The organism is Ligilactobacillus murinus DSM 20452 = NBRC 14221, assembly GCF_001591685.1.
Lineage (GTDB): Bacteria > Bacillota > Bacilli > Lactobacillales > Lactobacillaceae > Ligilactobacillus > Ligilactobacillus murinus.
Map to the genome: position 1 here is coordinate 1 of NZ_BCVJ01000021.1, position 23,047 is coordinate 23,047.

28 protein-coding genes and 1 pseudogene are annotated in these 23,047 nt (G+C 40.4%); 26 read left to right on the forward strand and 3 right to left on the reverse strand.

Going from position 1 to position 23,047, the window contains the following annotated elements; genetic code table 11:
- The 6 genes and pseudogenes from LMU01S_RS05395 to LMU01S_RS05420 form a co-directional block, all read left to right on the forward strand.
- Nucleotides 1-253 (forward strand): annotated as a pseudogene (locus LMU01S_RS05395) (hypothetical protein); the annotation flags it as partial.
- A gap of 132 nt (nucleotides 254-385) precedes the next feature.
- Entirely contained in the window at nucleotides 386-991 is a 606-nt protein-coding gene (locus LMU01S_RS05400; protein WP_056959799.1) for a hypothetical protein, read from the forward strand.
- 131 nt (nucleotides 992-1,122) lie between these two features.
- Complete coding sequence (locus LMU01S_RS05405) at nucleotides 1,123-1,749, forward strand: hypothetical protein (protein ID WP_056959797.1); 627 nt, start codon at nucleotides 1,123-1,125, stop codon at nucleotides 1,747-1,749.
- A gap of 112 nt (nucleotides 1,750-1,861) precedes the next feature.
- Entirely contained in the window at nucleotides 1,862-2,641 is a 780-nt protein-coding gene (locus tag LMU01S_RS05410) for a Bax inhibitor-1 family protein (protein WP_056959796.1), read from the forward strand.
- Nucleotides 2,642-2,765: 124 nt separating this feature from the next.
- Nucleotides 2,766-3,209 (forward strand): hypothetical protein, encoded by a 444-nt coding sequence (locus tag LMU01S_RS05415; RefSeq protein ID WP_056959794.1) that lies wholly within the window; start codon nucleotides 2,766-2,768, stop codon nucleotides 3,207-3,209.
- A gap of 94 nt (nucleotides 3,210-3,303) precedes the next feature.
- The gene (locus tag LMU01S_RS05420) at nucleotides 3,304-3,741 is read left to right on the forward strand and encodes a hypothetical protein (protein ID WP_056959792.1); all 438 of its coding nucleotides are present in this window, start codon (nucleotides 3,304-3,306) and stop codon (nucleotides 3,739-3,741) included.
- Between the two features lie 65 nt (nucleotides 3,742-3,806).
- On the opposite strand, the gene LMU01S_RS05425 is transcribed toward LMU01S_RS05420, so the two are convergent.
- Nucleotides 3,807-4,511: a type 1 glutamine amidotransferase gene (locus tag LMU01S_RS05425; RefSeq protein ID WP_056959790.1), complete on the reverse strand. Its 705-nt coding sequence runs from the start codon at nucleotides 4,509-4,511 to the stop codon at nucleotides 3,807-3,809.
- A gap of 1 nt (nucleotide 4,512) precedes the next feature.
- Complete coding sequence (locus LMU01S_RS05430; RefSeq protein WP_056959789.1) at nucleotides 4,513-5,862, reverse strand: Mur ligase family protein; 1,350 nt, start codon at nucleotides 5,860-5,862, stop codon at nucleotides 4,513-4,515.
- A 294-nt stretch (nucleotides 5,863-6,156) separates the two neighbouring features.
- On the opposite strand from LMU01S_RS05430, the gene LMU01S_RS05435 reads away from it, so the two are divergent.
- The 20 genes from LMU01S_RS05435 to LMU01S_RS05530 all read left to right on the forward strand — a co-directional run bounded on the left by LMU01S_RS05435 (nucleotide 6,157) and on the right by LMU01S_RS05530 (nucleotide 22,220).
- The gene (locus tag LMU01S_RS05435) at nucleotides 6,157-6,747 is read left to right on the forward strand and encodes a thymidine kinase (RefSeq protein ID WP_039936145.1); all 591 of its coding nucleotides are present in this window, start codon (nucleotides 6,157-6,159) and stop codon (nucleotides 6,745-6,747) included.
- 10 nt (nucleotides 6,748-6,757) lie between these two features.
- A complete protein-coding gene (prfA, locus tag LMU01S_RS05440; RefSeq protein WP_004049180.1) occupies nucleotides 6,758-7,843 on the forward strand; it encodes a peptide chain release factor 1 in 1,086 nt (361 codons plus the stop codon).
- Nucleotides 7,836-8,672: a peptide chain release factor N(5)-glutamine methyltransferase gene (gene prmC / locus LMU01S_RS05445; protein ID WP_056959787.1), complete on the forward strand. Its 837-nt coding sequence runs from the start codon at nucleotides 7,836-7,838 to the stop codon at nucleotides 8,670-8,672. The genes prfA and prmC overlap by 8 nt, the downstream gene beginning before the upstream one ends.
- A gap of 19 nt (nucleotides 8,673-8,691) precedes the next feature.
- A complete protein-coding gene (locus LMU01S_RS05450) occupies nucleotides 8,692-9,720 on the forward strand; it encodes an L-threonylcarbamoyladenylate synthase (RefSeq protein ID WP_056959785.1) in 1,029 nt (342 codons plus the stop codon).
- A gap of 78 nt (nucleotides 9,721-9,798) precedes the next feature.
- The gene (gene upp, locus LMU01S_RS05455; protein ID WP_004049174.1) at nucleotides 9,799-10,428 is read left to right on the forward strand and encodes a uracil phosphoribosyltransferase; all 630 of its coding nucleotides are present in this window, start codon (nucleotides 9,799-9,801) and stop codon (nucleotides 10,426-10,428) included.
- 234 nt (nucleotides 10,429-10,662) lie between these two features.
- Nucleotides 10,663-11,379, forward strand: a complete 717-nt coding sequence (gene atpB, locus LMU01S_RS05460) for a F0F1 ATP synthase subunit A (protein WP_056959783.1) — start codon at nucleotides 10,663-10,665, stop codon at nucleotides 11,377-11,379.
- A 37-nt stretch (nucleotides 11,380-11,416) separates the two neighbouring features.
- The gene (atpE, locus tag LMU01S_RS05465) at nucleotides 11,417-11,641 is read left to right on the forward strand and encodes a F0F1 ATP synthase subunit C (protein WP_004049169.1); all 225 of its coding nucleotides are present in this window, start codon (nucleotides 11,417-11,419) and stop codon (nucleotides 11,639-11,641) included.
- Nucleotides 11,642-11,699: 58 nt separating this feature from the next.
- On the forward strand, nucleotides 11,700-12,227 hold the full coding sequence (gene atpF, locus LMU01S_RS05470) for a F0F1 ATP synthase subunit B (protein WP_004049167.1): 528 nt from the start codon (nucleotides 11,700-11,702) through the stop codon (nucleotides 12,225-12,227).
- On the forward strand, nucleotides 12,214-12,756 hold the full coding sequence (gene atpH / locus LMU01S_RS05475) for an ATP synthase F1 subunit delta (RefSeq protein WP_004049164.1): 543 nt from the start codon (nucleotides 12,214-12,216) through the stop codon (nucleotides 12,754-12,756). The genes atpF and atpH overlap by 14 nt, the downstream gene beginning before the upstream one ends.
- A 22-nt stretch (nucleotides 12,757-12,778) precedes the next feature.
- A complete protein-coding gene (atpA, locus tag LMU01S_RS05480; protein ID WP_004049162.1) occupies nucleotides 12,779-14,290 on the forward strand; it encodes a F0F1 ATP synthase subunit alpha in 1,512 nt (503 codons plus the stop codon).
- 19 nt (nucleotides 14,291-14,309) lie between these two features.
- The gene (locus LMU01S_RS05485) at nucleotides 14,310-15,251 is read left to right on the forward strand and encodes a F0F1 ATP synthase subunit gamma (RefSeq protein ID WP_056959781.1); all 942 of its coding nucleotides are present in this window, start codon (nucleotides 14,310-14,312) and stop codon (nucleotides 15,249-15,251) included.
- Nucleotides 15,252-15,274: 23 nt separating this feature from the next.
- Nucleotides 15,275-16,681: a F0F1 ATP synthase subunit beta gene (atpD, locus tag LMU01S_RS05490; RefSeq protein WP_004049159.1), complete on the forward strand. Its 1,407-nt coding sequence runs from the start codon at nucleotides 15,275-15,277 to the stop codon at nucleotides 16,679-16,681.
- Between the two features lie 14 nt (nucleotides 16,682-16,695).
- Nucleotides 16,696-17,115, forward strand: a complete 420-nt coding sequence (locus tag LMU01S_RS05495) for a F0F1 ATP synthase subunit epsilon (RefSeq protein ID WP_056959779.1) — start codon at nucleotides 16,696-16,698, stop codon at nucleotides 17,113-17,115.
- A gap of 199 nt (nucleotides 17,116-17,314) precedes the next feature.
- Nucleotides 17,315-17,527: a DUF1146 family protein gene (locus LMU01S_RS05500; RefSeq protein WP_326516785.1), complete on the forward strand. Its 213-nt coding sequence runs from the start codon at nucleotides 17,315-17,317 to the stop codon at nucleotides 17,525-17,527.
- Nucleotides 17,528-17,558: 31 nt separating this feature from the next.
- Entirely contained in the window at nucleotides 17,559-18,866 is a 1,308-nt protein-coding gene (gene murA / locus LMU01S_RS05505; protein WP_056959775.1) for a UDP-N-acetylglucosamine 1-carboxyvinyltransferase, read from the forward strand.
- A gap of 201 nt (nucleotides 18,867-19,067) precedes the next feature.
- Entirely contained in the window at nucleotides 19,068-20,060 is a 993-nt protein-coding gene (locus LMU01S_RS05510; RefSeq protein ID WP_056959774.1) for a rod shape-determining protein, read from the forward strand.
- Nucleotides 20,060-20,317: a membrane protein insertion efficiency factor YidD gene (gene yidD / locus LMU01S_RS05515; RefSeq protein ID WP_004049147.1), complete on the forward strand. Its 258-nt coding sequence runs from the start codon at nucleotides 20,060-20,062 to the stop codon at nucleotides 20,315-20,317. The genes LMU01S_RS05510 and yidD overlap by 1 nt, the downstream gene beginning before the upstream one ends.
- A 21-nt stretch (nucleotides 20,318-20,338) precedes the next feature.
- The gene (locus LMU01S_RS05520; RefSeq protein ID WP_056959772.1) at nucleotides 20,339-20,560 is read left to right on the forward strand and encodes a DUF2969 domain-containing protein; all 222 of its coding nucleotides are present in this window, start codon (nucleotides 20,339-20,341) and stop codon (nucleotides 20,558-20,560) included.
- A 92-nt stretch (nucleotides 20,561-20,652) separates the two neighbouring features.
- Nucleotides 20,653-21,855, forward strand: coding sequence for an FtsW/RodA/SpoVE family cell cycle protein (locus LMU01S_RS05525; protein ID WP_004049144.1), 1,203 nt, complete (start codon nucleotides 20,653-20,655; stop codon nucleotides 21,853-21,855).
- A gap of 11 nt (nucleotides 21,856-21,866) precedes the next feature.
- Nucleotides 21,867-22,220: an arsenate reductase family protein gene (locus LMU01S_RS05530; RefSeq protein ID WP_056959770.1), complete on the forward strand. Its 354-nt coding sequence runs from the start codon at nucleotides 21,867-21,869 to the stop codon at nucleotides 22,218-22,220.
- A gap of 60 nt (nucleotides 22,221-22,280) precedes the next feature.
- Here the strand turns inward: LMU01S_RS05530 and LMU01S_RS05535 are convergent, their stop codons facing one another.
- A complete protein-coding gene (locus LMU01S_RS05535) occupies nucleotides 22,281-23,021 on the reverse strand; it encodes a gamma-glutamyl-gamma-aminobutyrate hydrolase family protein (RefSeq protein WP_056959768.1) in 741 nt (246 codons plus the stop codon).
- Nucleotides 23,022-23,047: the final 26 nt, after the last annotated feature.

Here is a 23,047-nt window from a genome sequence, read left to right on the forward strand (position 1 = left end):
CTCCTATTTATTAAGTGGGATAACGTGGTTTATGTTTTCCGGATTGTTATCAGGGGGAATAGGTGGCGGATACTTAGTTGATGAACTTCTAGGAGATAGAAAAGGGGTGATTTATGCTCTATCAATGCTTTTACCAATTATTGTAGCAATTTGGTTAATAGCAAAGTATAACAAATGGATGTTTAAATATATCGTCTGGGTGTTAAGTCGCAAAGGGTTGTTGCAAGTAGTGGATGAAAAGGATTCCAAATAAATTTTAGAGTAGTCAGAAATAGTTATGATCGATAAATTGGTGGTTGATTAGCCGATCACTTTACATATGATCTCTTGAGAGATATGAAAGAACTCTATACGTGGTAGAGCTAGAGAAGTTGGAGGTGATGATATGGTAATAGAGACATGGGATAGTCCGTATATAGTGATTTGGCTATGCTTAGGGGTATTAGTAACAGTACTGATATTTGGTACGCGAGGGTATAGTGACAAATTAAATGGCTTGGAGGCTGCATTTTATAGTGTAGTGATTGGAGGATTAGCTATTTTGAATGGAGCAGTCTTAGGACAAGTAATGTATGATAAGACAGTTAAATATGATGTATTAGGTGTTTTAGGAAATACATTAGGTTTATCGGGATCATTACTGGTAAGTGGATTCATATTGCTAATATTTTACCGTTATCGAGTGGTGAAACATCCAGAAGAGATTATTATTAAAAATGGGGATTTAGAGATAAGTGGTTCTTATTTACTTAGTAGCCTATCAATAATATTATGGCTAGGAATTATGTTAGGCGGTATAGGCGTAGGTCATATTGTTATGGGATTAGTTGGTGATAGAGAGGGATTATTGATTGCTAGTACAGTACTTATTCCAATTGTTATAGCGATTTGGTTAATGACAAAATATAGCAAATGGATGTTTAAGTATATCGTCTGGGTGTTACGTCGCAAAGGATTGCTACAAGTAGTGGATGATAAGAATTCCGAATAAATTTTAGAGTAGTCAGAAATAGTTATGATTGCTAAATTGGTGATTGGTTAGCCGATCACTTTACATATGATCTCTTGAGAGATATGAAAGAACTCTATACGTGGTAGAACCAGATAATTGGAGGCGATGATATGGCAATAGAGACCTGGGATAGTCCGTATATAGTGATTTGGCTATGTTTAGGGGTATTAGTAACAGTACTGACATATGGTATGCGAGGATATAACGGTAAAATAAGTGGAATTAGCGCCGTAGTTTATGGACTATTGATAATGATATTGTCAGCGTTAGATGGAGCAGCGTTAGGACAATATATGTACGATAAGACAGAAAAATACAATTTTTTAGGAAGTATAGGTATGACTTTAGGTTTATCAGGACCGCTATTAATAAGTGGATTAATACTATTTCTTTTTTATCAGAATCGTGTAGTAAAGCATAGTGATGAGATAGTACTTAGAGATGGGAATTTAGAGATAAGTGAATCGTATCTTCTTGGTGAGATAACATGGTTAATGTTTCTAGGATTATTAGCATTAGGTATAGGAGCTGGTCATATTGTGATGGCGTTAGTCGGTGATAGAGAAGGTTTGCTAATTGCTAGTACAGTGTTGATTCCACTTATCGTAGCAATTTGGTTGATAACTCAATATCGTAAATGGATGTTTAAGTATATCGTCTGGGTATTACGTCGCAAAGGTCTGTTACAAGTGGTGGATGATGAAAGTAGATCTAAAGATACTGAATATTGTAAATAAACCGGCAACATATTACAAAAGAAATAGGTGAACAAGGTAATTGATCAAAAAATTATAGATGAAAAATAGATTTTGGAGCTAAGATTTTTTTAAAGAAGGAAGATGTTATTTAATGGAAAGTAGATTACGTGTGTCAAAAAGAGCCAAGTTAGTTAAAACTGACACAGATTATTTTGCAAAATTAAAATATGGGTATTTAACGGTAGCAGTAGCTATTTTGAGCTTTGTTGCAATTTTAATAGTTGATTATTTTTTGGTCCAGTATAGTGATGCCTACTTTAATTTATTAGTATTATACAGTAATGCATTACATGGTTTTATCAGAACCTGTTTGATAATAATTTTAAGTATTATTCCAGTGATCGTATGTAAGGCAAGTGCATTGATAAACCCTGTTGTATCGATCTCATTTTATTTCATTAGTTTGATCGTTTTGGGCTTTCCTTTAGGAGTGGCTATTTCAGTACTTCCAGAATTGATAATTCCTGTGGCCGTGCAAGTAACAGTTTTAACACTATTATTTTGCTCGATCGGTATAATTTTTAAAAAGGATCTATCATCTTGGGGCTCTATTTTAAGCTTTGGATTAGTAGGTATAATTTCAATGACATTCACAAATTGGCAGTTTTTGCATTTAACTTTTTTGAATACTATTTCATATTATGCTACTGTATTGCTATTTTTAGGTTATTTGATCTATGATGCCAATATGGCCATGAACAGCTATACCGAGGCTAAAGAACTGGGTGGGTTATTTTTTGTCAGTCTCTTATTAGCCAACTCATTGGATATTTTACAAGATATCATCGTCCTTTTCTTGGAGATCCTGACATCGGATTCAGATGATGATTCGGACAATGATTCAGATGGTGGCTTTGATAGTTTTTGGTAAAGTATATGTGATTTAGACCGTAATATGATAGCGATGATCTGGAATTTAAAGATATTAAAGTTTTAGCAACATTTGTGTCAAAGAAGAAAAGTAATGGCAATATGTCTAGAATAGCGAGGTGAGAATGATCTTTAACAAAAAGAAAAATGTGATCGTATTAGTGATAGTATCTCTTATAATAGTCGTATTGCTCGGAGAAAATCAACTGACGATCGTCAAAGAGACTAAACTAGTTAGAGAAGTGCTTGCGCAAAAGTTTCCAAGTGAGGCAGAGAAGCGTCGACGTATCGCGTTGTGGGTCGTACAACATTTTGATGTTCCAGAGCCTATAAAAGAGGTAAAGGTAAGTAAAATAAAATCTTATGGGTTATTTGGAACGGGAGGAAGAGCTGCATCGGTAATTATTAATAGTAATGAAAAATATATTGTTGATGGAATAAGTGTCGAAAAAAATGGAAATGTTAGAGGTGGGGCAATATATGATGATAGAAATTTAAAATATATACATGATCCTAATAGGAAAAAAGACTTATTTGGAATTAAAATTTCATGCTGGGAGAAGGAATAATTTATGTGTAATCTAAATTATTTTAATAACATTTTGAGAAATATATAGTAGTAAACTAAAAATTAGGATAAGCAGACTAGCGAGGTAAGTGAATTTGCTTAACAAAAAGAAAAATGTGATCGTATTAGTGATAGTATCTCTTATAATGATCGTATTGCTTGGAGAAGATCAACTGACGATCGTCAAAGAGACTGAACTAGTTAGAGAAGTACTTGCGCAAAAGTTTCCAAGTGAGGCGGAGAAGCGTCAACGTATCGCGTTGTGGGTCGTACAACATTTTGAAGGACCTGAACCAATAAAGACGATAGAAGTAGGAAAATTTGAAAGTTACGGCTTTTTAGGTACGGGTGGTAGAGGTGTTTCTGTACGAATCAATAAGAAAGAATATAATACGATGAGTTTGCAATTGGTAAAAGATAGCCCCAATGGTGGCTTTGGAATTCATAAAGCAAATGAGTTTCATTTTGAAAAACAAAATGATAAAAATTTAAAGGGTGTAGAAGTCAAACTTTGGCGGTCAGACAACGGGTAGTAATTCAAATAGCATAATAACAAAATGTCCAGCATGATCTTTTACGATCGCGCTGGACATTTTGGTTAATATGTTGGTTTGATTTTTAGTTCTTCTTGAGCAGTTAGATCAGCTTCAGGATACTTACGCTTCAAAGCAGTCAGTAAGATCCGCTTAGCTAATTCGCCGTTACGAGCTAAGATCGGACCATGGAAGTAAGAACAGTAAACATTCTTATAGATCGCACCTTCACCTTGATCTTTGCCGTTATTACCGTGGCCACTGATGACTTTTCCTAAAGGGCGTTCATCCTTACCAAGGTAGGTAACACCATTGTGGTTTTCAAAACCATGGTATTTTTGCCCCGTTTCTTCATTTTCGATCACGATATCGCCGATGAAACGGTTATTGTCTTGGCTTTTTGTATAATGGTCAAGTGCTGAGATCCCCTCGATGCGTTCACCATTTGCTCCAATATAATATTTACCGAGTAATTGGTAGCCCCCACAGATCGCAAGCATTGGTCCACCATCTTCAATATAGTCGGTCAAAGCTTGTTTTTTTGCTTGGATATCTTTAGAAACAATGACTTGTTCATGATCTTGACCACCACCAAAAAAGGCAATGTCGAATTTTGTAGCATCAAATGGTTGGTCAAGTGAGATAACTTCTGAAGTCAGTTCAACATCCATCTGTTTGGCATAGTATTCTAAAACTAAAACGTTGCCGATATCACCATAAGTGTTCAATAGATCGCCATAAAGGTGTGCTAAGTGAAGTTGGTATTTCATATTAATCCATGCCTCCCTTGATATAGCCTTCATCTGCTAAAAGTTTTCGTAATTGCAAGACTGCAGTGTAGGTTGCTAGTACATAAATATGTTCTGTTGGCATCGTTTTGAGATAAGCTAAGACGTCTTTTAGGCTTTCACGTTGCGCAAAGTTTTCTTCGGGAACACCAGCTACGCGCAACCGGAATGTGATGTCTTTGTAACGTTCGCCCCCGGTCAAGACACTAGGGATCTTGTCAAATGGTAAGTTTTCAAAATCACCATCCCAGATCCAGCTCGTATCGATCCCGTCAGCGTAATTAGCGTTCAACAAGACTGCCAGTGAAAATGGCTTATCATCAGTCTTGATCATTTCTAAAACTTGGTCAAGACCGACTGGATTTTTGACCAAGATCATCGTGACTTCTTTACCATCTAGATCGATCACTTCTTGCCGGCCAAAGACTTTTTCGTCATTTTGACTGAGCGCTTGGCAGATAGTTTTTGGTTCGACCTCTAATTGAGATCCGACTGCATAAGCGGCTAGGGCGTTATAGATGTTGTAGGTCCCACCGATATGCAAGTCGACTTCATGTCCGTTGATCGTAAATTTAGAAGACTGTGGGGTCTGTGCTAAGATACGATCGACTTTATAAGTCAATTTTGGCCGTTTAAAACCACAGTTAGGACAAAAATATTTACCTAAATTACTGTAGGAACGGTATTTGAAATGTAAGATATGTTGGCATCCTGGGCAAAGTAAGCCATCAGTATTAGCAGGAGCAAGTTGATCTTTTTCAGCTTTATCTGCAAAACCGTAATAAACAACTTTATTAGGCAATTCCTTACTATTGAAAATAGGGGCATCGCCATTTGCAAGTACAAGCGCATCGGGGTGCATCAAGACACCCTTCAAGATTTTGTCATAAGTCGTGTAGATCTCACCATAACGATCCATTTGATCACGGAAAAGGTTAGTCAACACGAACATTTTTGGTTTGATATATTCGCAGACGATCGGCACATTGGCTTCATCGGTTTCAAGGACAGCGAGTTTTTTGCCCGAGCTCGTTTTTTGAGCTGTCAAAAATGCGGTCACGATCCCTTGTTTCATATTAGAGCCGCTCTTATTAGTCAAAACATTACCGTATTTAGCTTGTAGCACTTTTACGGTCAAAGCGGTCGTTAGTGTTTTACCATTGGTCCCAGTGATGATCACGATCTCGTAATCTTTAGCTAAAGCTTTTAAAACATCAGGATCAATTTTTAAAGTTAACTTACCAGGCAGAGAGGTCCCACCGTGCATAAAATTATGCAAGAACCAGTGAGAAGTTTTACCCGCAGTAATTGCGATTGAACTTTTAAATGACATGAAATTTCCTCCGATTTTTTTATGTCAACTTGTATCTTACCATAAAATACAGATCAGTGTGCAGAAAAACGGGTCAAGCCGTACGGATAGCATAGGATAAGCCAAGAGGCGTTTTTGGCGTCTTGCTTATCCGTAGCTATCAGCTAGGCTCAGTTTTTCGGAGCACGACAAAGATCAGTGTGCGCAAAAACGGGTCAAGCCGTACGGATAGTGAGACCTAACAAATTTGTTAATGAAATTTACGTATAAATCATATATACTAGTTTAGGAACTACTAAAAGGATGGTGGCGTTAGTGGCACAGCTTTTTTTCCGCTATGGAGCAATGAACAGTGGTAAGACGATCGAGATCTTAAAAGTTGCACATAATTACGAGGAACAAGATAAAAGTGTGATCATTATGACTAGCGGGTTAGATGATCGCGATGAAGTCGGCTATGTTTCGAGTCGGATCGGGCTCAAACGTAAGGCATATCCGATCTTTGAAGAAGATGACCTATTAGCTAAGGTCAAAGAACTAGACCCAAATGCTGCATGTGTTTTGGTCGATGAAGCGCAGTTTTTGAGTAAACATCACGTCTTGGAATTAACACGTGTAGTCGATGAGTTGAACATTCCCGTGATGACATTTGGTCTAAAAAATGATTTTCGTAATGAATTATTTGAAGGATCAAAATATTTGTTACTCTATGCCGATAAGATCGAAGAGATGAAAACGATCTGCTGGTTTTGCAATAAAAAAGCGATCATGAACTTGCGAGTAAATGATGGCAAGCCAGTTTATGATGGCAAACAGATCGAGATCGGTGGCAACGAATCCTATTATCCAGTGTGTCGCAAACATTATGTTGCGCCACCAACTGATACGAACAATATTATTAAGTAAGGAGATTTTTATGGATAAGTTATTTGACAGATTGCAAATGCTCGAAGATCGCTATGAAGAACTCGGCGAATTGCTCTCTGATCCAGATGTGATCGCAGATACCAAGCGCTTTATGGAACTTTCAAAAGAGATGGCCGATCTGCGTGAAACAGTCGAAAAGTATAACAAATATAAGCAAGTCATCCAACAGATCAAAGATGATGAAGAGATGCTTGGGGCAGGACTTGACGATGATGAAATGACAACAATGGTCAAAGAAGAATTGGCAAGCTCAAAAACTGAAAAAGAACAATTAGAAGAAGAGATCAAGATCTTGCTTTTACCTAAGGACCCTAACGATGATAAAAACATCATCATGGAGATCCGTGGCGCTGCTGGTGGGGATGAAGCTAGTCTATTTGCAGGTGATCTATTCACGATGTATAGCAAGTATGCTGAACATCAAGGCTGGAATATCGAAGTTATCGACAAGACCATGACTGAAGTAGGTGGCTTTAAAGAAATCGCACTCTTGATCAATGGTAAGAGCGTTTATTCTAAATTGAAATATGAATCTGGGGCTCACCGTGTCCAACGGATCCCAGTGACCGAATCTCAAGGTCGGGTGCATACCTCAACGGCTACCGTAGTTGTTATGCCTGAAGAAGAAGATGTTGAGATCGAGATCGATCCAAAAGACATCAGAGTCGATGTTTACCGTGCTTCTGGTGCTGGTGGTCAGCACATCAACAAGACATCTTCAGCTGTGCGGATGACTCACTTGCCAACGGGGATCGTTGTTGCGATGCAAGATCAACGTTCACAACAACAAAACCGTGAAAAAGCGATGAAGATCTTGCGTGCACGTGTCTATGACTATTATGCTGCCCAAGAGCAAAGTGCTTATGATGAAAACCGTAAATCTGCTGTTGGTACTGGGGATCGCTCTGAACGGATCAGAACTTACAACTATCCACAAAACCGCGTTACTGATCACCGGATCGGGCTTAGCTTGAACAAGCTTGACCGCATCATGAACGGTGAATTAGAAGATGTGATCGATGCTTTAGTTCTTTACGATCAAACTAAAGCCTTAGAAGAATTACAAAATGGATAAAATGACCGTTTTTAAAGCTCAGCAATGGGCTTTTTCTTTTATCAAAGATCATGGAAAAGATCCAAGTGTTGCTGATCTGCTCTTGCAAGGTCAGTTGAATTGGAGTACAACAGAGATGTTGATGAATTATCAGACGCAATTGTCAGCTGAACAATTAGAGCGCTTTTTTACTAATGTCAAATTATACTGCCAAGATTGGCCAGCGCAATATTTATTAGGAAAAGCTAACTTTTTTGGCTTAGAGTTCAAAGTAAACGAAGCGACTTTGATCCCACGCCCAGAGACAGAAGAATTAGTCGAGTGGATCTTAGAGACGGAACCTAAAACTTCTTTGCGGGTCTTAGATATCGGGACTGGTACTGGAGCGATCGGCTTAAGTTTGAAACATGAACGTCCTGCTTGGGAAGTGACTTTAAGTGACATTTCCCCCCAAGCGCTAGCGGTTGCCAAAGAAAATAAACAAGCTTTAAAGCTAGAGGCCACACTGATCGAAAGTGATCTTTTCCAAAACATTACGGGCAAATTTGATGTGATCGTCTCAAATCCCCCGTATATTGCCGAATCAGAAGCAGACTTAATGGATAAAAGTGTTTTAGAGCATGAACCTAAAACGGCTTTATTTGCGCCAGATGAGGGCTTATATCTCTATAAGAAATTAGCTGAAAAACTCAGCAAATATCTGACAAAGCAGGGGAAACTTTATTTAGAGATCGGCTTTCAACAAGGTCCAAGTGTAGTCGAGATCTTTAGCAAAGCTTACCCCACAGCTAAAGTTCAATTACGCCAAGATATCACCGGGCATGACCGGATGGTAAAAGTAAGTTTTTAATAGAAAAGAGGAATTAACAGTGCTGATAACTGAGATCTATACACCAGATAAAGTTGCTTTGGCCGCTAAAGAACTACAATTGGGTGAGTTAGTTGCTTTTCCCACTGAAACAGTTTATGGATTAGGAGCTGATGCGACCAATGCCCAAGCGGTCAAACGCGTTTATCTTGCTAAAGGACGCCCATCAGATAATCCTTTGATCGTAACGGTTTGTTCAAAAGAAATGGTTAAACGCTACGTAGGAGACCTACCTGAAACAGCTCAAAAATTGATGGATGCATTTTGGCCGGGATCATTAACGATCATTTTGCCGATCAAAGCTGGTTTGCTGCCTGATGCAGTCACAGGTGGGTTAAAGACAGCTGCTTTTCGGATGCCCGCTAATCAAACAACACTAGAATTGATCAAAGAAGCTGGCGTTCCCTTAGTTGGTCCCTCGGCTAATTCTTCGGGCAAACCGAGTCCTACGACTGCTGAACATGTTTTTCACGACTTAGAAGGTAAGATCAAAGGGATCGTTGATGATGGTCCGACTACAGTTGGGGTCGAATCCACGATCGTTGACTTAAGTACAGCAATGCCAACTGTTTTACGGCCAGGAGCAGTCACTTCCGAACAGATCAGCGAAATTTTAGGCTGTGAAGTGCGTTCAGATAAGCATCATGTCGGACAAGCTGAGACACCTAAAGCTCCTGGGATGAAGTACAAACACTATGCACCTGATGCTCAAGTTTTGATCGTAAATGCTGATGAATGGGAAGAAGCTTTGGCTTGGGCTAAAACACAGACCGCTAAGATCGGGGTGATGGCTTTTAGACCGGAAATAGCTAAAGTATCTGAGCTACCAGAAAATATCGAAGGTTATTCATTAGGATCAGACGTTAAGAGTGCTAGCAGTCGGCTCTTTTCTGGTCTCAGGACTTTTGATAGCAAAGACTATATCTTATGTGCAGGTGTTTTAGAAACAGGTTTAGGTGAAGCTTACATGAATCGCTTAAAGAAAGCGGCTGGAAATGCTTTCTTTAAGGATTTAAATAAGAATAAATAAATTGGTGCGAATAGTAGCAAATAGGCGTATTTTCGGCTAAAATAGGTAGCAGAGCTAGACAAAGGAGGAATTTTAACAATGGGTAAATTTGAAGTCTTAGATCATCCATTGATCCAACACAAACTAACGATCATTCGTGATAAGGATTGCGGGACACGAGAATTTCGTCAATGTGTCGATGAGATCGCAACGTTGATGGCATATGAAGTTTCACGTGAGATGCCGTTAGAAGATGTTGAGATCCAAACGCCGATGGGCAAGACATACAAGAAACGTTTAGCTGGTAAGAAAGTTGTTGTTGTACCGATCTTACGGGCTGGACTTGGGATGGTAGAAGGTATTTTGAATCTTATCCCGGCTGCTAAAGTTGGTCACATTGGGATGTATCGTGATGAAGAAACGATGCAACCACACGAATATTTCGTTAAGATGCCTAGCGATCTAGCTAGTCGTGAAGTTTTTGTGGTCGATCCAATGTTGGCAACTGGTGGTTCAGCTATTATGGCTGTAGATGCTTTGAAAAAGCGTGGGGCCCAATCGATCAAATTTGTGTGTTTAGTTGCTGCACCAGAAGGGGTAGAAGCTTTACGCAAAGCACATCCAGATATCGATATTTTCGCCGCTGCTTTAGATGAACGTCTCGATGAAAATGGTTATATTGTTCCTGGTTTAGGTGACGCAGGTGACCGCTTGTTTGGTACTAAGTAGACAAGTCACGCAATGTGTCGCGTAGTCTAAATTAGTCAAACGCTTTAAATACGGTTGTTGCTCCATTCGTAAACTTTTGAAATAAATTCATTTAAATTTTGAATTTTGGGAGATTTGGTGGTATTATTGCTTTTGTATTCAAAAATAGTTTTTTATCTATGCTTGAATCTTAATCTTATGGTTCGACCATTTTGTTCAACCGTATTGATCACAATTGAAAAGAGGTGAAACTTGGTGAATGAAGAATCTCAAGTTTTGGAGCTTTTTGGTATTCCTTTTAATGTAGGTAACTGCCTTTCAGGACTGGTTTCAGCATTGATCGTCTTTGGGCTCGTCTTTTGGTTCTCACGTAGATTGCAAATGAAGCCAAAGGGTAAGCAAAATATGATCGAGTGGATGATCGATTTTACAAATGGGATCGTCAAAAGTTCCATGCCTGATGAACAGGGGAAAAAATACGGACTCCTTATTTTTACTCTCTTCTTGTTTATCTTTGTTTCTAACCAAATAGGATTGGCTATTCAGCTTCCAATTAATGGTGTGAACTACATTAAAAGTCCAACTGCTTCGCCCGCGACGACTTTGACATTGGCATTTTTAGTCTTGCTCTTATCACATCTCATGGGTGTCGCGAAGTTTGGCTTTAAGGGATATGTCAAGAATTCGTACTTTAGCCCGATGCCGGCCTTATTCCCAATCAATGTTTTGGAACAATTTACGAATTTCTTGACCCTGGCATTACGTCTTTACGGTAACATTTACTCTGGTGAAGTGTTGTTGACTGTTATCTATGAACAGTTAGCTAAATCGCATACACCATGGACGTATTTACCAGCGATTCCACTCGAAATGATTTGGCAGGGATTTTCAATCTTTATTGGATCGATCCAAGCTTACGTTTTCGTAACATTGACAATGGTTTATATTTCTCAAAAGGTCGAAAAAGAATAATTAACTTATAGGATTAATTTTAAGGAGGATTTTTATTATGACAACAGCTTTAGCTTTACTTGGTGCGGGTCTTGCCGCAGGTTTTGCTGCTATCGGTACAGGTGTTGGTAACGGTTTGGTTATCGCAAAAACTTTGGAAGGTATGTCTCGTCAACCTGAACTTTCAGGCCAATTACGGACAACAATGTTTATCGGGGTCGGTTTGATCGAAGCTGTGCCGATCATCGCTATCGTTATCTCATTCATGTTGATGGCTAAATAATCTCTGATCTATCAGTATAACTTTGTCACATTATTGAAAGATTAGGAGGTGTCAATGAATGAACTCAGCATTACTATTGGCTACTGCTGAAGGTGGTGTACAATGGGGCGACTTCTTATTTTATCTCTGTACTTTCTTGATTTTGATCGCACTCGTTAAGCATTTTGCTTGGGGACCTGTGACTGAAATGATGGAAAAACGGGCCGATAAGATCGCAAACGACATTGATTCGGCAGAAACTGCCCGCAAAAAAGCGGAAGAGCTCGCAGCTAAACGTGAATCAGCGCTTAAAGATTCTCATGTTGAAGCTTCAAAAATCATTGATCGTGCAAAGAAGAACGGTGAACAGCAAAAAGCTACCATCGTGAATTCGGCACAAGAAGAAGTCAGCACATTGAAAAAGAATGCTAAAAAAGACATTGAACAAGAACGCCAAGAAGCGCTCTCCAATGTTAAAAACGATGTAGCTGCTTTATCTGTTGAAATTGCTTCAAAGATCATTCAAAAAGAATTGAGTGCTAAGGACCAAGAAGCCTTGGTCGACTCTTATATCGAAGGGTTGGGGAAGCAAGATGGCATTAGATAAGCAAACAATAGCTAAACGTTATGGAAAAGCTTTGTTTGAAACAGCTAAAGAACAAGATGTTCTAACAGAAACTTCTAGTGAATTAGCTCAGATCAAACAAGTCTTGCAAGCAGAACCACAATTTGTTGATTTCATGACAAGTGCAGCGATCAAACATGATGCTAAGCTTGAAATGTTAAAAAATCTACAAAGTGGTACTTCTGAATTGACATCTAATTTGTTAGCGATGTTATACGATTACAGACGGATCGCCAATTTAGAAGATATTATTGATGAATTCAACAGATTAACTGATGAAGACGAAAAGACAGTTCGCGCAACGGTGACAACTGCGGTCGAGTTGGATCAAACACGTAAAGATAAGATCGCAGCTTCTTTTGCTAAGGTAGTCGGAGCTAAAAAAGTAGAACTTGAAACAGTAGTTGATCCTAAGATCATTGGTGGGGTCGTCTTGCAATCAAGTAGCTACGTGTTTGATGGCTCTATCAAGTCGAAGATCGCAAACATCAAGCGTCTGTTATTAAAATGATTTTTAAAGAGGTGAGACTTTTATGAGCATTAAGGCTGAGGAAATCAGTGCTCTTATCAAGCAACAATTAGCTAATTATCAAGATGAGCTCACTGTCGATGAAGTTGGTACAGTTACTTACGTTGGTGACGGGATCGCTCGTGCTAATGGTCTTGATAACGCCCTTTCTGGTGAACTTCTTCAATTTGAAGATGGTACATATGGGATGGCGCAAAACTTAGAATCAAACGATGTCGGTATCGTTATCTTAGGTGCTTATAAAGGCATTCGTGAAGGCGATACGGTAAAACGCACCGGTAAGATCATGGAAGTCCCTGTAGGGGAAGCTTTGATCGGCCGTGTAGTAAACCCCTTAGGCCAACCGATCGACGGTTTAGGGGAGATCAAAACGGACAAGACTCGTCCGGTAGAACGTAAGGCTCCTGGCGTTATGGAACGTCAATCTGTTAATGAACCACTTCAAACAGGTATCAAAGCGATCGATGCACTTGTGCCGATCGGTCGTGGCCAACGTGAATTAGTTATCGGTGACCGTAAGACTGGTAAGACATCAGTTGCGGTCGATACGATCTTAAATCAAAAAGACCAAGACATGATCTGTATTTATGTCGCTATTGGTCAAAAGGAATCAACTGTTCGTACTCAAGTAGAAACATTGCGCAAATATGGTGCTATGGACTACACGATCGTTGTTTCAGCTGGTCCTTCTTCACCAGCGCCATTACTTTGGTTAGCTCCATATGCTGGGGCTGCAATGGGTGAAGAATTCATGTTCAACGGCAAGCATGTTTTGATCGTGTATGATGATCTTTCAAAACAAGCTGATGCTTACCGTGAACTTTCTTTGATCTTGAGACGTCCACCTGGTCGTGAAGCTTATCCTGGGGATGTTTTCTATCTTCACTCACGTTTGTTGGAACGTGCAGCTAAACTTAGTGATGAATTAGGTGGCGGTTCGATGACTGCTTTACCATTTATCGAAACTAAGGCTGGTGACGTTTCAGCTTATATTCCAACTAATGTTATCTCCATCACTGATGGTCAGATCTTCTTGGATAGCGATAACTTCTATTCTGGTATTCGTCCAGCTATCGATGCGGGTACTTCGGTTTCTCGTGTTGGTGGCTCGGCTCAGATCAAAGCGATGAAGAAAGTTGCTGGTACATTACGTTTGGACTTAGCTTCATACCGTGAATTAGAATCATTTGCACAATTTGGTTCTGATCTTGATGAAGCAACACAAGCTAAGTTGAATCGTGGGCGTCGGACAGTTGAAGTCTTGAAGCAACCACTTCACAAGCCACTTCCAGTTGAAAAGCAAGTTTTGATCTTATATGCTTTGACACACGGTTTCTTAGATTCTGTTGTTGTTGATGAGATCTTGCGTTATCAAGATGAAATGTTTGCTTTCTTTGATAGCAACCACAAAGATCTCTTAGATCACATTGCTAAGACTGGTCAATTACCAGACACAGATAAATTAGATACAGCAATCAAAGAATTTGCAGCAACTTTTCAAGCAAATTCAAAATAAGAAAGGGTGGTGAGAGCTAATGCCAGCTTCTTTACAAGAAGTTAAGCGTCGAATCGTTTCGACTAAGAAAACTGGACAGATCACAAGTGCGATGCAAATGGTCTCGACTGCTAAGTTGAGCCAGATCCAAAAGCACTCGGTAAGTTATCAAGTTTATGCTTCGAAGATTCGTAGCGTGATCACCCACTTGGCTCAATCTCATTTGCTTGATTCTACTTCTGTAAGTGAGACCGGAAAAGACCAAGCGGGCAAACTCAACACCTTAGGTATGCTAAAACAACGTCCTGTGAAAAAGACCGGGATCGTCGTTGTGACTTCAGATCGTGGTTTGGTTGGTAGTTACAACAGTAACGTTATCAAACAAACGCTTGATCTGATCAAAGAAAACGGCCACACCAAAGATGATGTTGTGATCATCGCGGTCGGTGGTACCGGGGCTGAATTTTTCAGCAAACGTGGTTACAACGTTGCGTATGAATTTCGCGGTGTCAAGGACGTACCGACATTTAGAGAAGTGCGTCCGATCGTTGAAGCTATCGTGACAATGTATAGCAATGGGCTGTACGATCAATTATTTGTTTGTTACAACCACTTTGTTAACACTTTGACCTCTATTTTCCGAGCTGAAAAGATGTTACCGATCACAGCTGAAAATATGGGTGATGATGACTTGACTGCACTTGATGAAGATCAAAAGTATCATATCGAATATGAAACAGAACCTTCACGTGATGCGATCTTAGAAGTTATCTTGCCTCAATATGCGGAAAGTTTGGTTTATGGAGCTATTTTAGACGCTAAGACTTCGGAACATGCATCAAGTTCGACTGCCATGAAGTCGGCTTCTGATAACGCTAAGGATATTATTTCGGCGTTAGAGCTTCAATATAACCGTGCACGTCAAAGTGCGATCACAACTGAAATTACAGAAATCACAGGTGCGCAAGCTGCCTTAGATTAGAACGATTAGGAGGAATTAACTAGATGAGTTACGGTAAAGTAGTTCAGGTAATCGGCCCAGTTGTCGATGTCCAATTCCCTCTTAGTGAATCCTTACCTGATATCAACAATGCTTTAACAGTTGAACGTGAAGATGGATCAAAATTAGTGATCGAAGTTGCTCTTGAATTGGGTGACGGCGTAATGCGGACGATCGCGATGGATTCTACTGATGGCCTTCAACGTGGGGCAAAAGTTGTTGATAACGGCGCAGCTATCAGTGTGCCCGTTGGTAATGATACTTTGGGACGTGTTTTCAACGTCTTAGGGGAAACAATTGATAATGGTCCAGAAATTAGTGCCGACCATCGCAGAGATCCTATTCACCGCGATGCGCCAGCTTATGACCAATTAAACACAAGTACAGAAATTCTTGAAACAGGGATCAAAGTTATTGACTTATTAGCTCCTTATATCAAGGGTGGTAAGATCGGTCTATTCGGTGGTGCCGGTGTTGGTAAGACCGTTTTGATCCAAGAATTGATCCACAACATCGCACAAGAACATAACGGTATTTCCGTCTTTACTGGTGTTGGTGAACGTACACGTGAAGGTAATGACCTTTACTTTGAAATGAAAGAATCAGGCGTTTTAGAGAAAACAGCCATGGTCTTTGGTCAGATGAACGAGCCACCTGGAGCTCGGATGCGGGTAGCCTTGACTGGTTTGACGATCGCGGAATACTTCCGTGATGTTGAAGGCCAAGACGTGTTATTGTTTATCGATAACATTTTCCGCTTTACCCAAGCTGGTTCTGAAGTTTCTGCCTTGTTAGGCCGTATTCCATCTGCCGTTGGTTACCAACCAACATTGGCAACTGAAATGGGTCAATTACAAGAACGTATCACTTCAACTAAGAAGGGTTCTGTTACATCGATCCAAGCCGTTTACGTGCCTGCCGATGACTACACCGACCCTGCCCCAGCAACGACCTTTGCTCACTTGGATGCTACAACTAACTTGGAACGTTCCTTGACCCAACAAGGTATCTATCCAGCCGTTGATCCATTGGCATCTACTTCAAGTGCTTTGGCTCCTGAGATCGTGGGTGAAGAACATTACCGTGTAGCGACTGAAGTCCAACACGTATTACAACGTTACCGTGAATTACAAGATATCATTTCGATCTTAGGTATGGACGAATTGTCTGATGAAGAAAAAGTTATCGTTTCACGTGCCCGCCGGATCCAATTCTTCTTGTCCCAAAACTTTAACGTTGCGGAGCAATTTACTGGTGTCCCAGGTTCTTATGTCCCAGTTGAAGAAACAGTTAAAGGCTTTAAAGAGATCCTTGAAGGCAAGTACGATGATCTTCCAGAAGATGCTTTCCGGAGCTGTGGTCCGATCGAAGATGTTGTGAAAAAAGCTGAACAGATGACACAAGGCAATTAAGGGGGTAGCGTCCAATGGATGAAAAACCTGTATTAACTGTCAATGTGGTTACGCCTGATGGATCAGTTTATGAAAATACAACTGATCTAGTGATCTGTACGACAACAGTTGGGCAAGTCGGTATCATGCCGAATCGTCTACCTTTGTTGGCATCGCTGGCAATTGATAAAATCAGAGTCAAGACAGGTGAAGATACCTTTGATGAAGTCGCAGTTAGCGGTGGATTCATTGAATTTTCAAATAATGTTTTATCTGTAGTTGCATCAGCAGCTGAAAGAAAAGAAGAGATCGACACTTCACGGGCTGAACGGGCGCGCAAGCGTGCGGAGGCACGGATCGCTAAAGCTAAAGAAAACCACGATGATAATGAATTGAAACGTGCTGAAGTTTCTTTACGCCGGGCGATCAACCGTTTGAGTGTTTCGAAGAAATAATTAAAAAGAACCTTGTCATTTTTAGGCAAGGTTCTTTTTGATATATCTGAGTAAGCGCTTTATCTATATTTTGCGTAGATATAGCTATATTTTTTTAGAGATTCACCGTAAATGAGTGACTGAACCGAAAAATTATGCTATGATTATTTCGGATTGAGTAAAAGAGAAGAGGGGAAAAAAGATGCAGTACATAGGAATAATGGCGCTTTTGACGATCATTAGTCATTTTGTCTTTATCGCCTTGGCATTTGTAGGGCTCCAGTCTTTGAGACTCGATCGCTACATTGGACCGGCACAGCAAAATAGCTTCCGACTTGTGTTAGTCATGGTCGCGGTAGCTCTTGGTTTTGCCTGCAGTTCGTTTTTTACGAGCTTTGTGGACAATGTGGTACATCTATCATATCTGATTTAAATAAATATAGTAATTTTCGGAGGAGTAACAATTGGAAAAGATTATTGTGCGTGGCGGGCATAAATTGAATGGAACAGTAGAGATCGAAGGAGCAAAAAATGCGGTCTTACCGATTTTAGCTGCGGGTATCTTACCAAGTGAAGGTCGCACATTTTTGACAAATGTTCCGATCTTATCTGATGTTTATACAATGAATAATGTGATCCGCTTTTTAAATGTTAAGGTAGGTTTTGACGAAGAAAGTAAAACGATTGCATTGGACGCAACTGATGAACTTTCTTATGAAGCCCCATTCAAGTATGTCTCAAAGATGCGAGCATCGATCGTTGTTTTGGGACCACTTTTGGCGCGTTTAGGTCGTGCTAAAGTAGCGATGCCAGGGGGCTGTGCGATCGGTTCACGTCCGATCGACTTACATTTGAAAGGCCTTGAAGCTTTAGGCGCAAAGATCGAGCGGCATGACGGTTACATTGAAGCTTTTGCTCCAAATGGGCTCAAGGGGGCAAATATCTACCTTGATTTTCCAAGTGTTGGAGCGACTCAAAATATCATGATGGCAGCTACTTTAGCCAAAGGAACTACGATCATCGAAAATGTTGCGCGTGAACCAGAGATCGTTGACTTAGCTAACATTTTGAACAAAATGGGGGCTAAAGTCAAAGGGGCTGGAACTGAGACCTTGAAGATCACAGGGGTCGAGGCTTTACACGGTACAGAACATGCGATCATCCAAGATCGGATCGAGGCGGGAACATTTATGGTCGCTGCTGCTTTGACTAAGGGAAATGTTTTGATCAAAGATGCCGTAGCCGAACATAACAAGCCTTTGATCTCTAAATTAGAAGAGATGGGGGTTCAAGTTTTAGAAGAAGAAAATGGCTTGCGCATCATCGGGCCAGAACAATTGAAGCCAACAACAATCAAGACTTTGCCACATCCAGGTTTCCCAACGGATATGCAACCACAATTTTCGATCTTGCAGTTAGCAGCTAAGGGTACGAGCATCTTGACCGAAACGGTTTTTGAAAATCGTTTCATGCATTTAGAAGAGATGCGTCGTATGAATGCTGACTTTAAGATCGAAGGTAATTCAGTCATTATTTACGGCCCAACTGATTTTTCAGGTGCTGAAGTAGCGGCAACTGATCTGCGGGCTGCTGCTGCTTTAGTTTTAGCGGGACTTTTATCACGTGGGATCACTCAAGTCACACATTTACAATATTTGGATCGTGGTTATTACCACTTCCATCAAAAATTAGCTGCTTTAGGAGCAGAGATCAAACGGATCGACGATATCACAAACGAAGAATACGTTATTTCCAAGAAAAAGATCAAATAATAATTTTAAGGGCTGCAAGTTATTTTAGCAGCCTTTTTTAATAAAAAATTTTAAAATTAAACTAATTTGATTGGGGTAACACGGTTTTTCAGGTGCAATTAATATGCTATAATTGGCTGTGTGTATTTTAAAATGAATTGAACTGAGATCAGCTCTCAGTCCCACTTACATGTGTAATTAAGAACAAAAGGAGAAAATTTTATGGCTAAAGATATCGGTATCGATCTAGGCACGGCAAATGTATTGATCAATGTCAAAGGTAAGGGCATTGTGCTAAATGAGCCTTCAGTTGTAGCTGTCGATACGCAAACTGGCCGGGTCCTAGCAGTGGGTTCGGAAGCCTACAAGATGGTCGGCAGAACGCCAAGCAATATTCGTGCTATCCGCCCATTAAAAGATGGGGTCATTGCAGACTTTGACATGACAGAACAGATGTTATCGTATTTCATCAAGAAGTTAAATGTTAAAGGTGTGATGTCTAAGCCGGCCGTTCTGATCTGCTGCCCAACTAATACGACTGACATTGAGCGTAAAGCGATCCGCCAAGCGGCTGAAAAGTCTGGTGGTGGCGATGTTTATTTGGAAGAAGAACCTAAAGTAGCGGCTGTCGGTGCTGGGCTTGACATCTTCCAACCTTATGGCAATATGATCATTGATATCGGTGGTGGGACCAGTGATATTGCGGTCCTTTCCTTAGGTGATATCGTGATCAGTCGTTCTTTACGCAGTGCGGGTGATAAGTTGAATGCAAATATTGCTAATTACGTTCGTCAAGAATATGGTTTGATGATCGGTGAACATACGGCTGAAAAGATCAAGATCGAGATCGGCAGTGTGATCAAGGGGCATCGCAACAAGGAAATGACCGTACGCGGACGTGATGTTGTTAGCGGGTTACCAAAATCGATCCGCATCACCTCTGATGAAACGGTAGACGCAATGCGTGACACGCTAGATGCCATGATCGCAGCTGCTAAAGAAGTGTTGAGTGAGACTCCACCTGAACTTGCATCTGATGTGATCGATCGTGGGATCGTGATCACTGGTGGGGGCGCCTTGCTTGATGGGCTCGAAACTTTATTTGCCGAAGAATTGACGATTCCAGTAATGATCGCAGACACTCCACTTGATGATGTGGCAGTCGGTTCAGGTCAATTGCTCGAACAGATCGAAAAACTAAAAAAGAGTAAATAATGAAGATTTTTAGCAAGTTACTTATCTTACCGGTTAAGTTTTACCAAAAGGGGATCTCCCCCTTATTGCCACCGAGTTGTCGTTATTATCCGACCTGCTCAACTTATATGATCCAGGCGATCGAAAAACACGGCGCTTTATTGGGCTTGCTGATGGGATGTGCCCGTATTTTACGGTGTAATCCTTTCGTTAGAGGTGGCTATGATCCGGTTGGCGATCATTTTAGTTTACGTAGAAATAAAAATCCGAAAAAGTGAATTAACATAGGGGGATATACCTTGTCGAAAAAAGAACGTAATATTCAGATCATTGAAAATGAAAAGATGGTGAATGGTAATTTAGTCTTAGAATTGACGATCCAAGATGAAGTGATCGGTAGTGTCAAACAAGACGGAATGCGCTATATTGCCGTTTTATCCAATGGCGAAGAATTAAAGCTCAACTCAAGAAATGAAGCTGTTGACTATCTCTTGCGTGATTACCACTTACACCGCGGATAAGTTAATAAAAAAATAAGTTTGCCGACTGAGCCTTTCTTCAGTCGGCAAATTGTATATAATTAGTAAGAATCAAATAAAAGGAGTGACTTTTAATGGCGCGACAACAGTTCTTACGCCGTGATGAAGACGATGATGCTCGTATCGATTGGGGCATTATCTTTTCGGTCCTCGTGTTAGCTGTGATCGGGATGATCTCGCTTTATGTTGCCTTGACCCATGATATGAGTACGACTAGTGTGACACGTACGATGATCACGCAAGCGATGTGGTACGTTTTAGGGATCGGTGCAGTGATCTTTATTATGCAGTTTGATGCTGAGCAACTATGGAAGATCGCACCACTAGCCTATGGGATCGGGATCTTTTTACTGATCTTAGTGTTGTTTTTTTATAGTCGAAGAATGGCCTATTTGAATGGGGCTAAGAGTTGGTTTGCGATCGGTTCGTTATCATTTCAACCTTCCGAAGTGATGAAGCCTGCCTTTATTTTGATGATGGGGCGGGTCATTTCGCAACATAATAGTGAGTATCCTGAACACACGATGCGTTCGGATTGGTTATTGTTAGGTAAACTCTTTGCTTGGACGATCCCCGTGGCAGTTTTATTGAAGCTACAAAATGACTTTGGGACGATGCTCGTGTTCTTTGCGATCTTAGGAGGGATGATCTTAGTTTCAGGTATCACCTGGAAAATCATTGCACCGGTCGCGGGAGCCGTGACTGTTCTAGGTAGTTTAGCGATCTTTTTAGTTGTTTATGATAGGACTTTACTTGAAAAGATCGGATTTCAGGCCTATCAGTTCAAACGGATCGATTCATGGCTCGACCCTTCTGGGAGCACTAGTGGTAGTAGTTATCAACTCTGGCAAAGTATGAAAGCGATCGGTTCAGGGCAGCTATTAGGTAAAGGTTTCAATGTTTCCAATGTTTACGTGCCGGTACGTCAATCAGATATGATCTTTTCGGTCATCGGAGAAAACTTTGGCTTTATCGGTTGTTGTTTATTGATCTTTATCTACTTATTGTTGATCTTTCAAATGATCCAGGTGACTTTTGATACGAAAAATGAGTTTTATGCTTATATTTCGACTGGGGTCATCATGATGATCTTGTTCCACGTTTTTGAAAATATCGGGATGAATATCGGGCTCTTACCTTTGACAGGTATTCCATTACCATTTGTCAGTCAGGGGGGCTCAGCGCTGATCGGAAATATGATCGGGATCGGTTTTGTGATGTCGATGCGTTATCACAATAAGAGTTATATGTTTAGTAATGGGACAGATTTTAGATAGGGTGAGTGTAAATGAAGAAATTTTATTGTTATGCACGTTGTAGTACCTGTAAAAAAGCCGAAAAATGGCTCTTGGAAAACCAAGTTCAATTTGACAAGCAAGATCTGGTGGTAGCTCCCCCAACTAAAGAAGAGCTTCTAGCGATCTTTGCCAAAAGTGACCGCCCATTGCGTTATTTCTTCAACACCAGTGGTCAAGACTACCGCAAGTTGAACTTAAAAGAAAAAGTTCCCACGATGACAAAAGACGAGGCGGCAACAATGATGTCGGAAAATGGTAAACTCATCAAACGTCCGCTGATGGTCGATGAAAATACCGTAACTTGTGGCTTTAAGCCTGAAGTTTATCAAGAAACTTGGCTTTAGTCATCAAAATAAATAAAAGGCTAAAAATCACGTTAAAATACTGATTTTTAGCCTTTTATATTATCTTTGTTTGGCAAATTTTTTAGCTTCACTGACAAGATGGATGAAGAGCTTTAACGAATTTTCGTGGTCTTGGTAAAGGGTCTCAGGATGCCACTGAACACCTAAGAAATTAAAGTTTTTACCAATTGCTGCCTCTACGATCCCATCTGAACTGTAAGCTACCGGGATCAATTCAGAAGAGATATCTTTTAGCGCTTGATGGTGAAATGAATTGACGCGTGCTGAAGTACCAAAGAAGTCTTGGATCAAGTTATCGTTTTTGACTTCGATCGAATGTGTTAGTGCTTGCCAAGGTGCCGTTTGATATTGATTGTGTTTGACGGCTAGCTTATCATAGTCACTTAAGTCTTGGTAAAGGCTGCCACCTAAAAAGACATTAGCAAGTTGGAGCCCGCGACAGATACCTAAAGTTGGAAGATCGCGTTCATAAGCTTGGCGTAAAAATTCGATCTCAAAAGCGTCAAGGGTCGAGTCGATCGCACCTAATTTTAAGCTTGGTTCTTCATCGTAAAAATAAGGATCGATATCTTTACCGCCAGGAAGTAAAAGGCCGTCGATCCGCTCGATCAAAGTACTGATGCTCTCAAGTGAGCTCTTAGGTGGGATGATCACAGGGATCCCACCAGCTTTTTTAACGGCATCTAAATATCCTTGCCCGATATAGGAGATAGGTAAGTTCGCGTGTTCGGGAATTAAAGCGCCGTTGAAATTTCCGATAATACCAATGATTGGTTGCACGTGTATGCCTTCTTTCGTAATTATAT

Excerpts from the sequence above, each read along its gene's own strand:
- LMU01S_RS05405 (WP_056959797.1), top strand. The coding sequence starts at position 1,123 with ATGGCAATAGAGACCTGGGATAGTCCGTATATAGTGATTTGGCTATGT.
- atpE (WP_004049169.1), top strand. The coding sequence starts at position 11,417 with ATGACAACAGCTTTAGCTTTACTTGGTGCGGGTCTTGCCGCAGGTTTT.
- atpA (WP_004049162.1), top strand. The coding sequence starts at position 12,779 with ATGAGCATTAAGGCTGAGGAAATCAGTGCTCTTATCAAGCAACAATTA.
- yidD (WP_004049147.1), top strand. The coding sequence starts at position 20,060 with ATGAAGATTTTTAGCAAGTTACTTATCTTACCGGTTAAGTTTTACCAA.
- upp (WP_004049174.1), top strand. The coding sequence starts at position 9,799 with ATGGGTAAATTTGAAGTCTTAGATCATCCATTGATCCAACACAAACTA.
- prfA (WP_004049180.1), top strand. The coding sequence starts at position 6,758 with ATGGATAAGTTATTTGACAGATTGCAAATGCTCGAAGATCGCTATGAA.
- LMU01S_RS05530 (WP_056959770.1), top strand. The coding sequence starts at position 21,867 with ATGAAGAAATTTTATTGTTATGCACGTTGTAGTACCTGTAAAAAAGCC.
- LMU01S_RS05510 (WP_056959774.1), top strand. The coding sequence starts at position 19,068 with ATGGCTAAAGATATCGGTATCGATCTAGGCACGGCAAATGTATTGATC.
- LMU01S_RS05425 (WP_056959790.1), bottom strand. The coding sequence starts at position 4,511 with ATGAAATACCAACTTCACTTAGCACACCTTTATGGCGATCTATTGAAC.
- LMU01S_RS05525 (WP_004049144.1), top strand. The coding sequence starts at position 20,653 with ATGGCGCGACAACAGTTCTTACGCCGTGATGAAGACGATGATGCTCGT.
- atpH (WP_004049164.1), top strand. The coding sequence starts at position 12,214 with ATGGCATTAGATAAGCAAACAATAGCTAAACGTTATGGAAAAGCTTTG.
- LMU01S_RS05400 (WP_056959799.1), top strand. The coding sequence starts at position 386 with ATGGTAATAGAGACATGGGATAGTCCGTATATAGTGATTTGGCTATGC.
- prmC (WP_056959787.1), top strand. The coding sequence starts at position 7,836 with ATGGATAAAATGACCGTTTTTAAAGCTCAGCAATGGGCTTTTTCTTTT.
- LMU01S_RS05500 (WP_326516785.1), top strand. The coding sequence starts at position 17,315 with ATGGCGCTTTTGACGATCATTAGTCATTTTGTCTTTATCGCCTTGGCA.
- atpF (WP_004049167.1), top strand. The coding sequence starts at position 11,700 with ATGAACTCAGCATTACTATTGGCTACTGCTGAAGGTGGTGTACAATGG.
- LMU01S_RS05485 (WP_056959781.1), top strand. The coding sequence starts at position 14,310 with ATGCCAGCTTCTTTACAAGAAGTTAAGCGTCGAATCGTTTCGACTAAG.
- LMU01S_RS05495 (WP_056959779.1), top strand. The coding sequence starts at position 16,696 with ATGGATGAAAAACCTGTATTAACTGTCAATGTGGTTACGCCTGATGGA.
- LMU01S_RS05410 (WP_056959796.1), top strand. The coding sequence starts at position 1,862 with ATGGAAAGTAGATTACGTGTGTCAAAAAGAGCCAAGTTAGTTAAAACT.
- LMU01S_RS05415 (WP_056959794.1), top strand. The coding sequence starts at position 2,766 with ATGATCTTTAACAAAAAGAAAAATGTGATCGTATTAGTGATAGTATCT.
- atpD (WP_004049159.1), top strand. The coding sequence starts at position 15,275 with ATGAGTTACGGTAAAGTAGTTCAGGTAATCGGCCCAGTTGTCGATGTC.
- LMU01S_RS05430 (WP_056959789.1), bottom strand. The coding sequence starts at position 5,862 with ATGTCATTTAAAAGTTCAATCGCAATTACTGCGGGTAAAACTTCTCAC.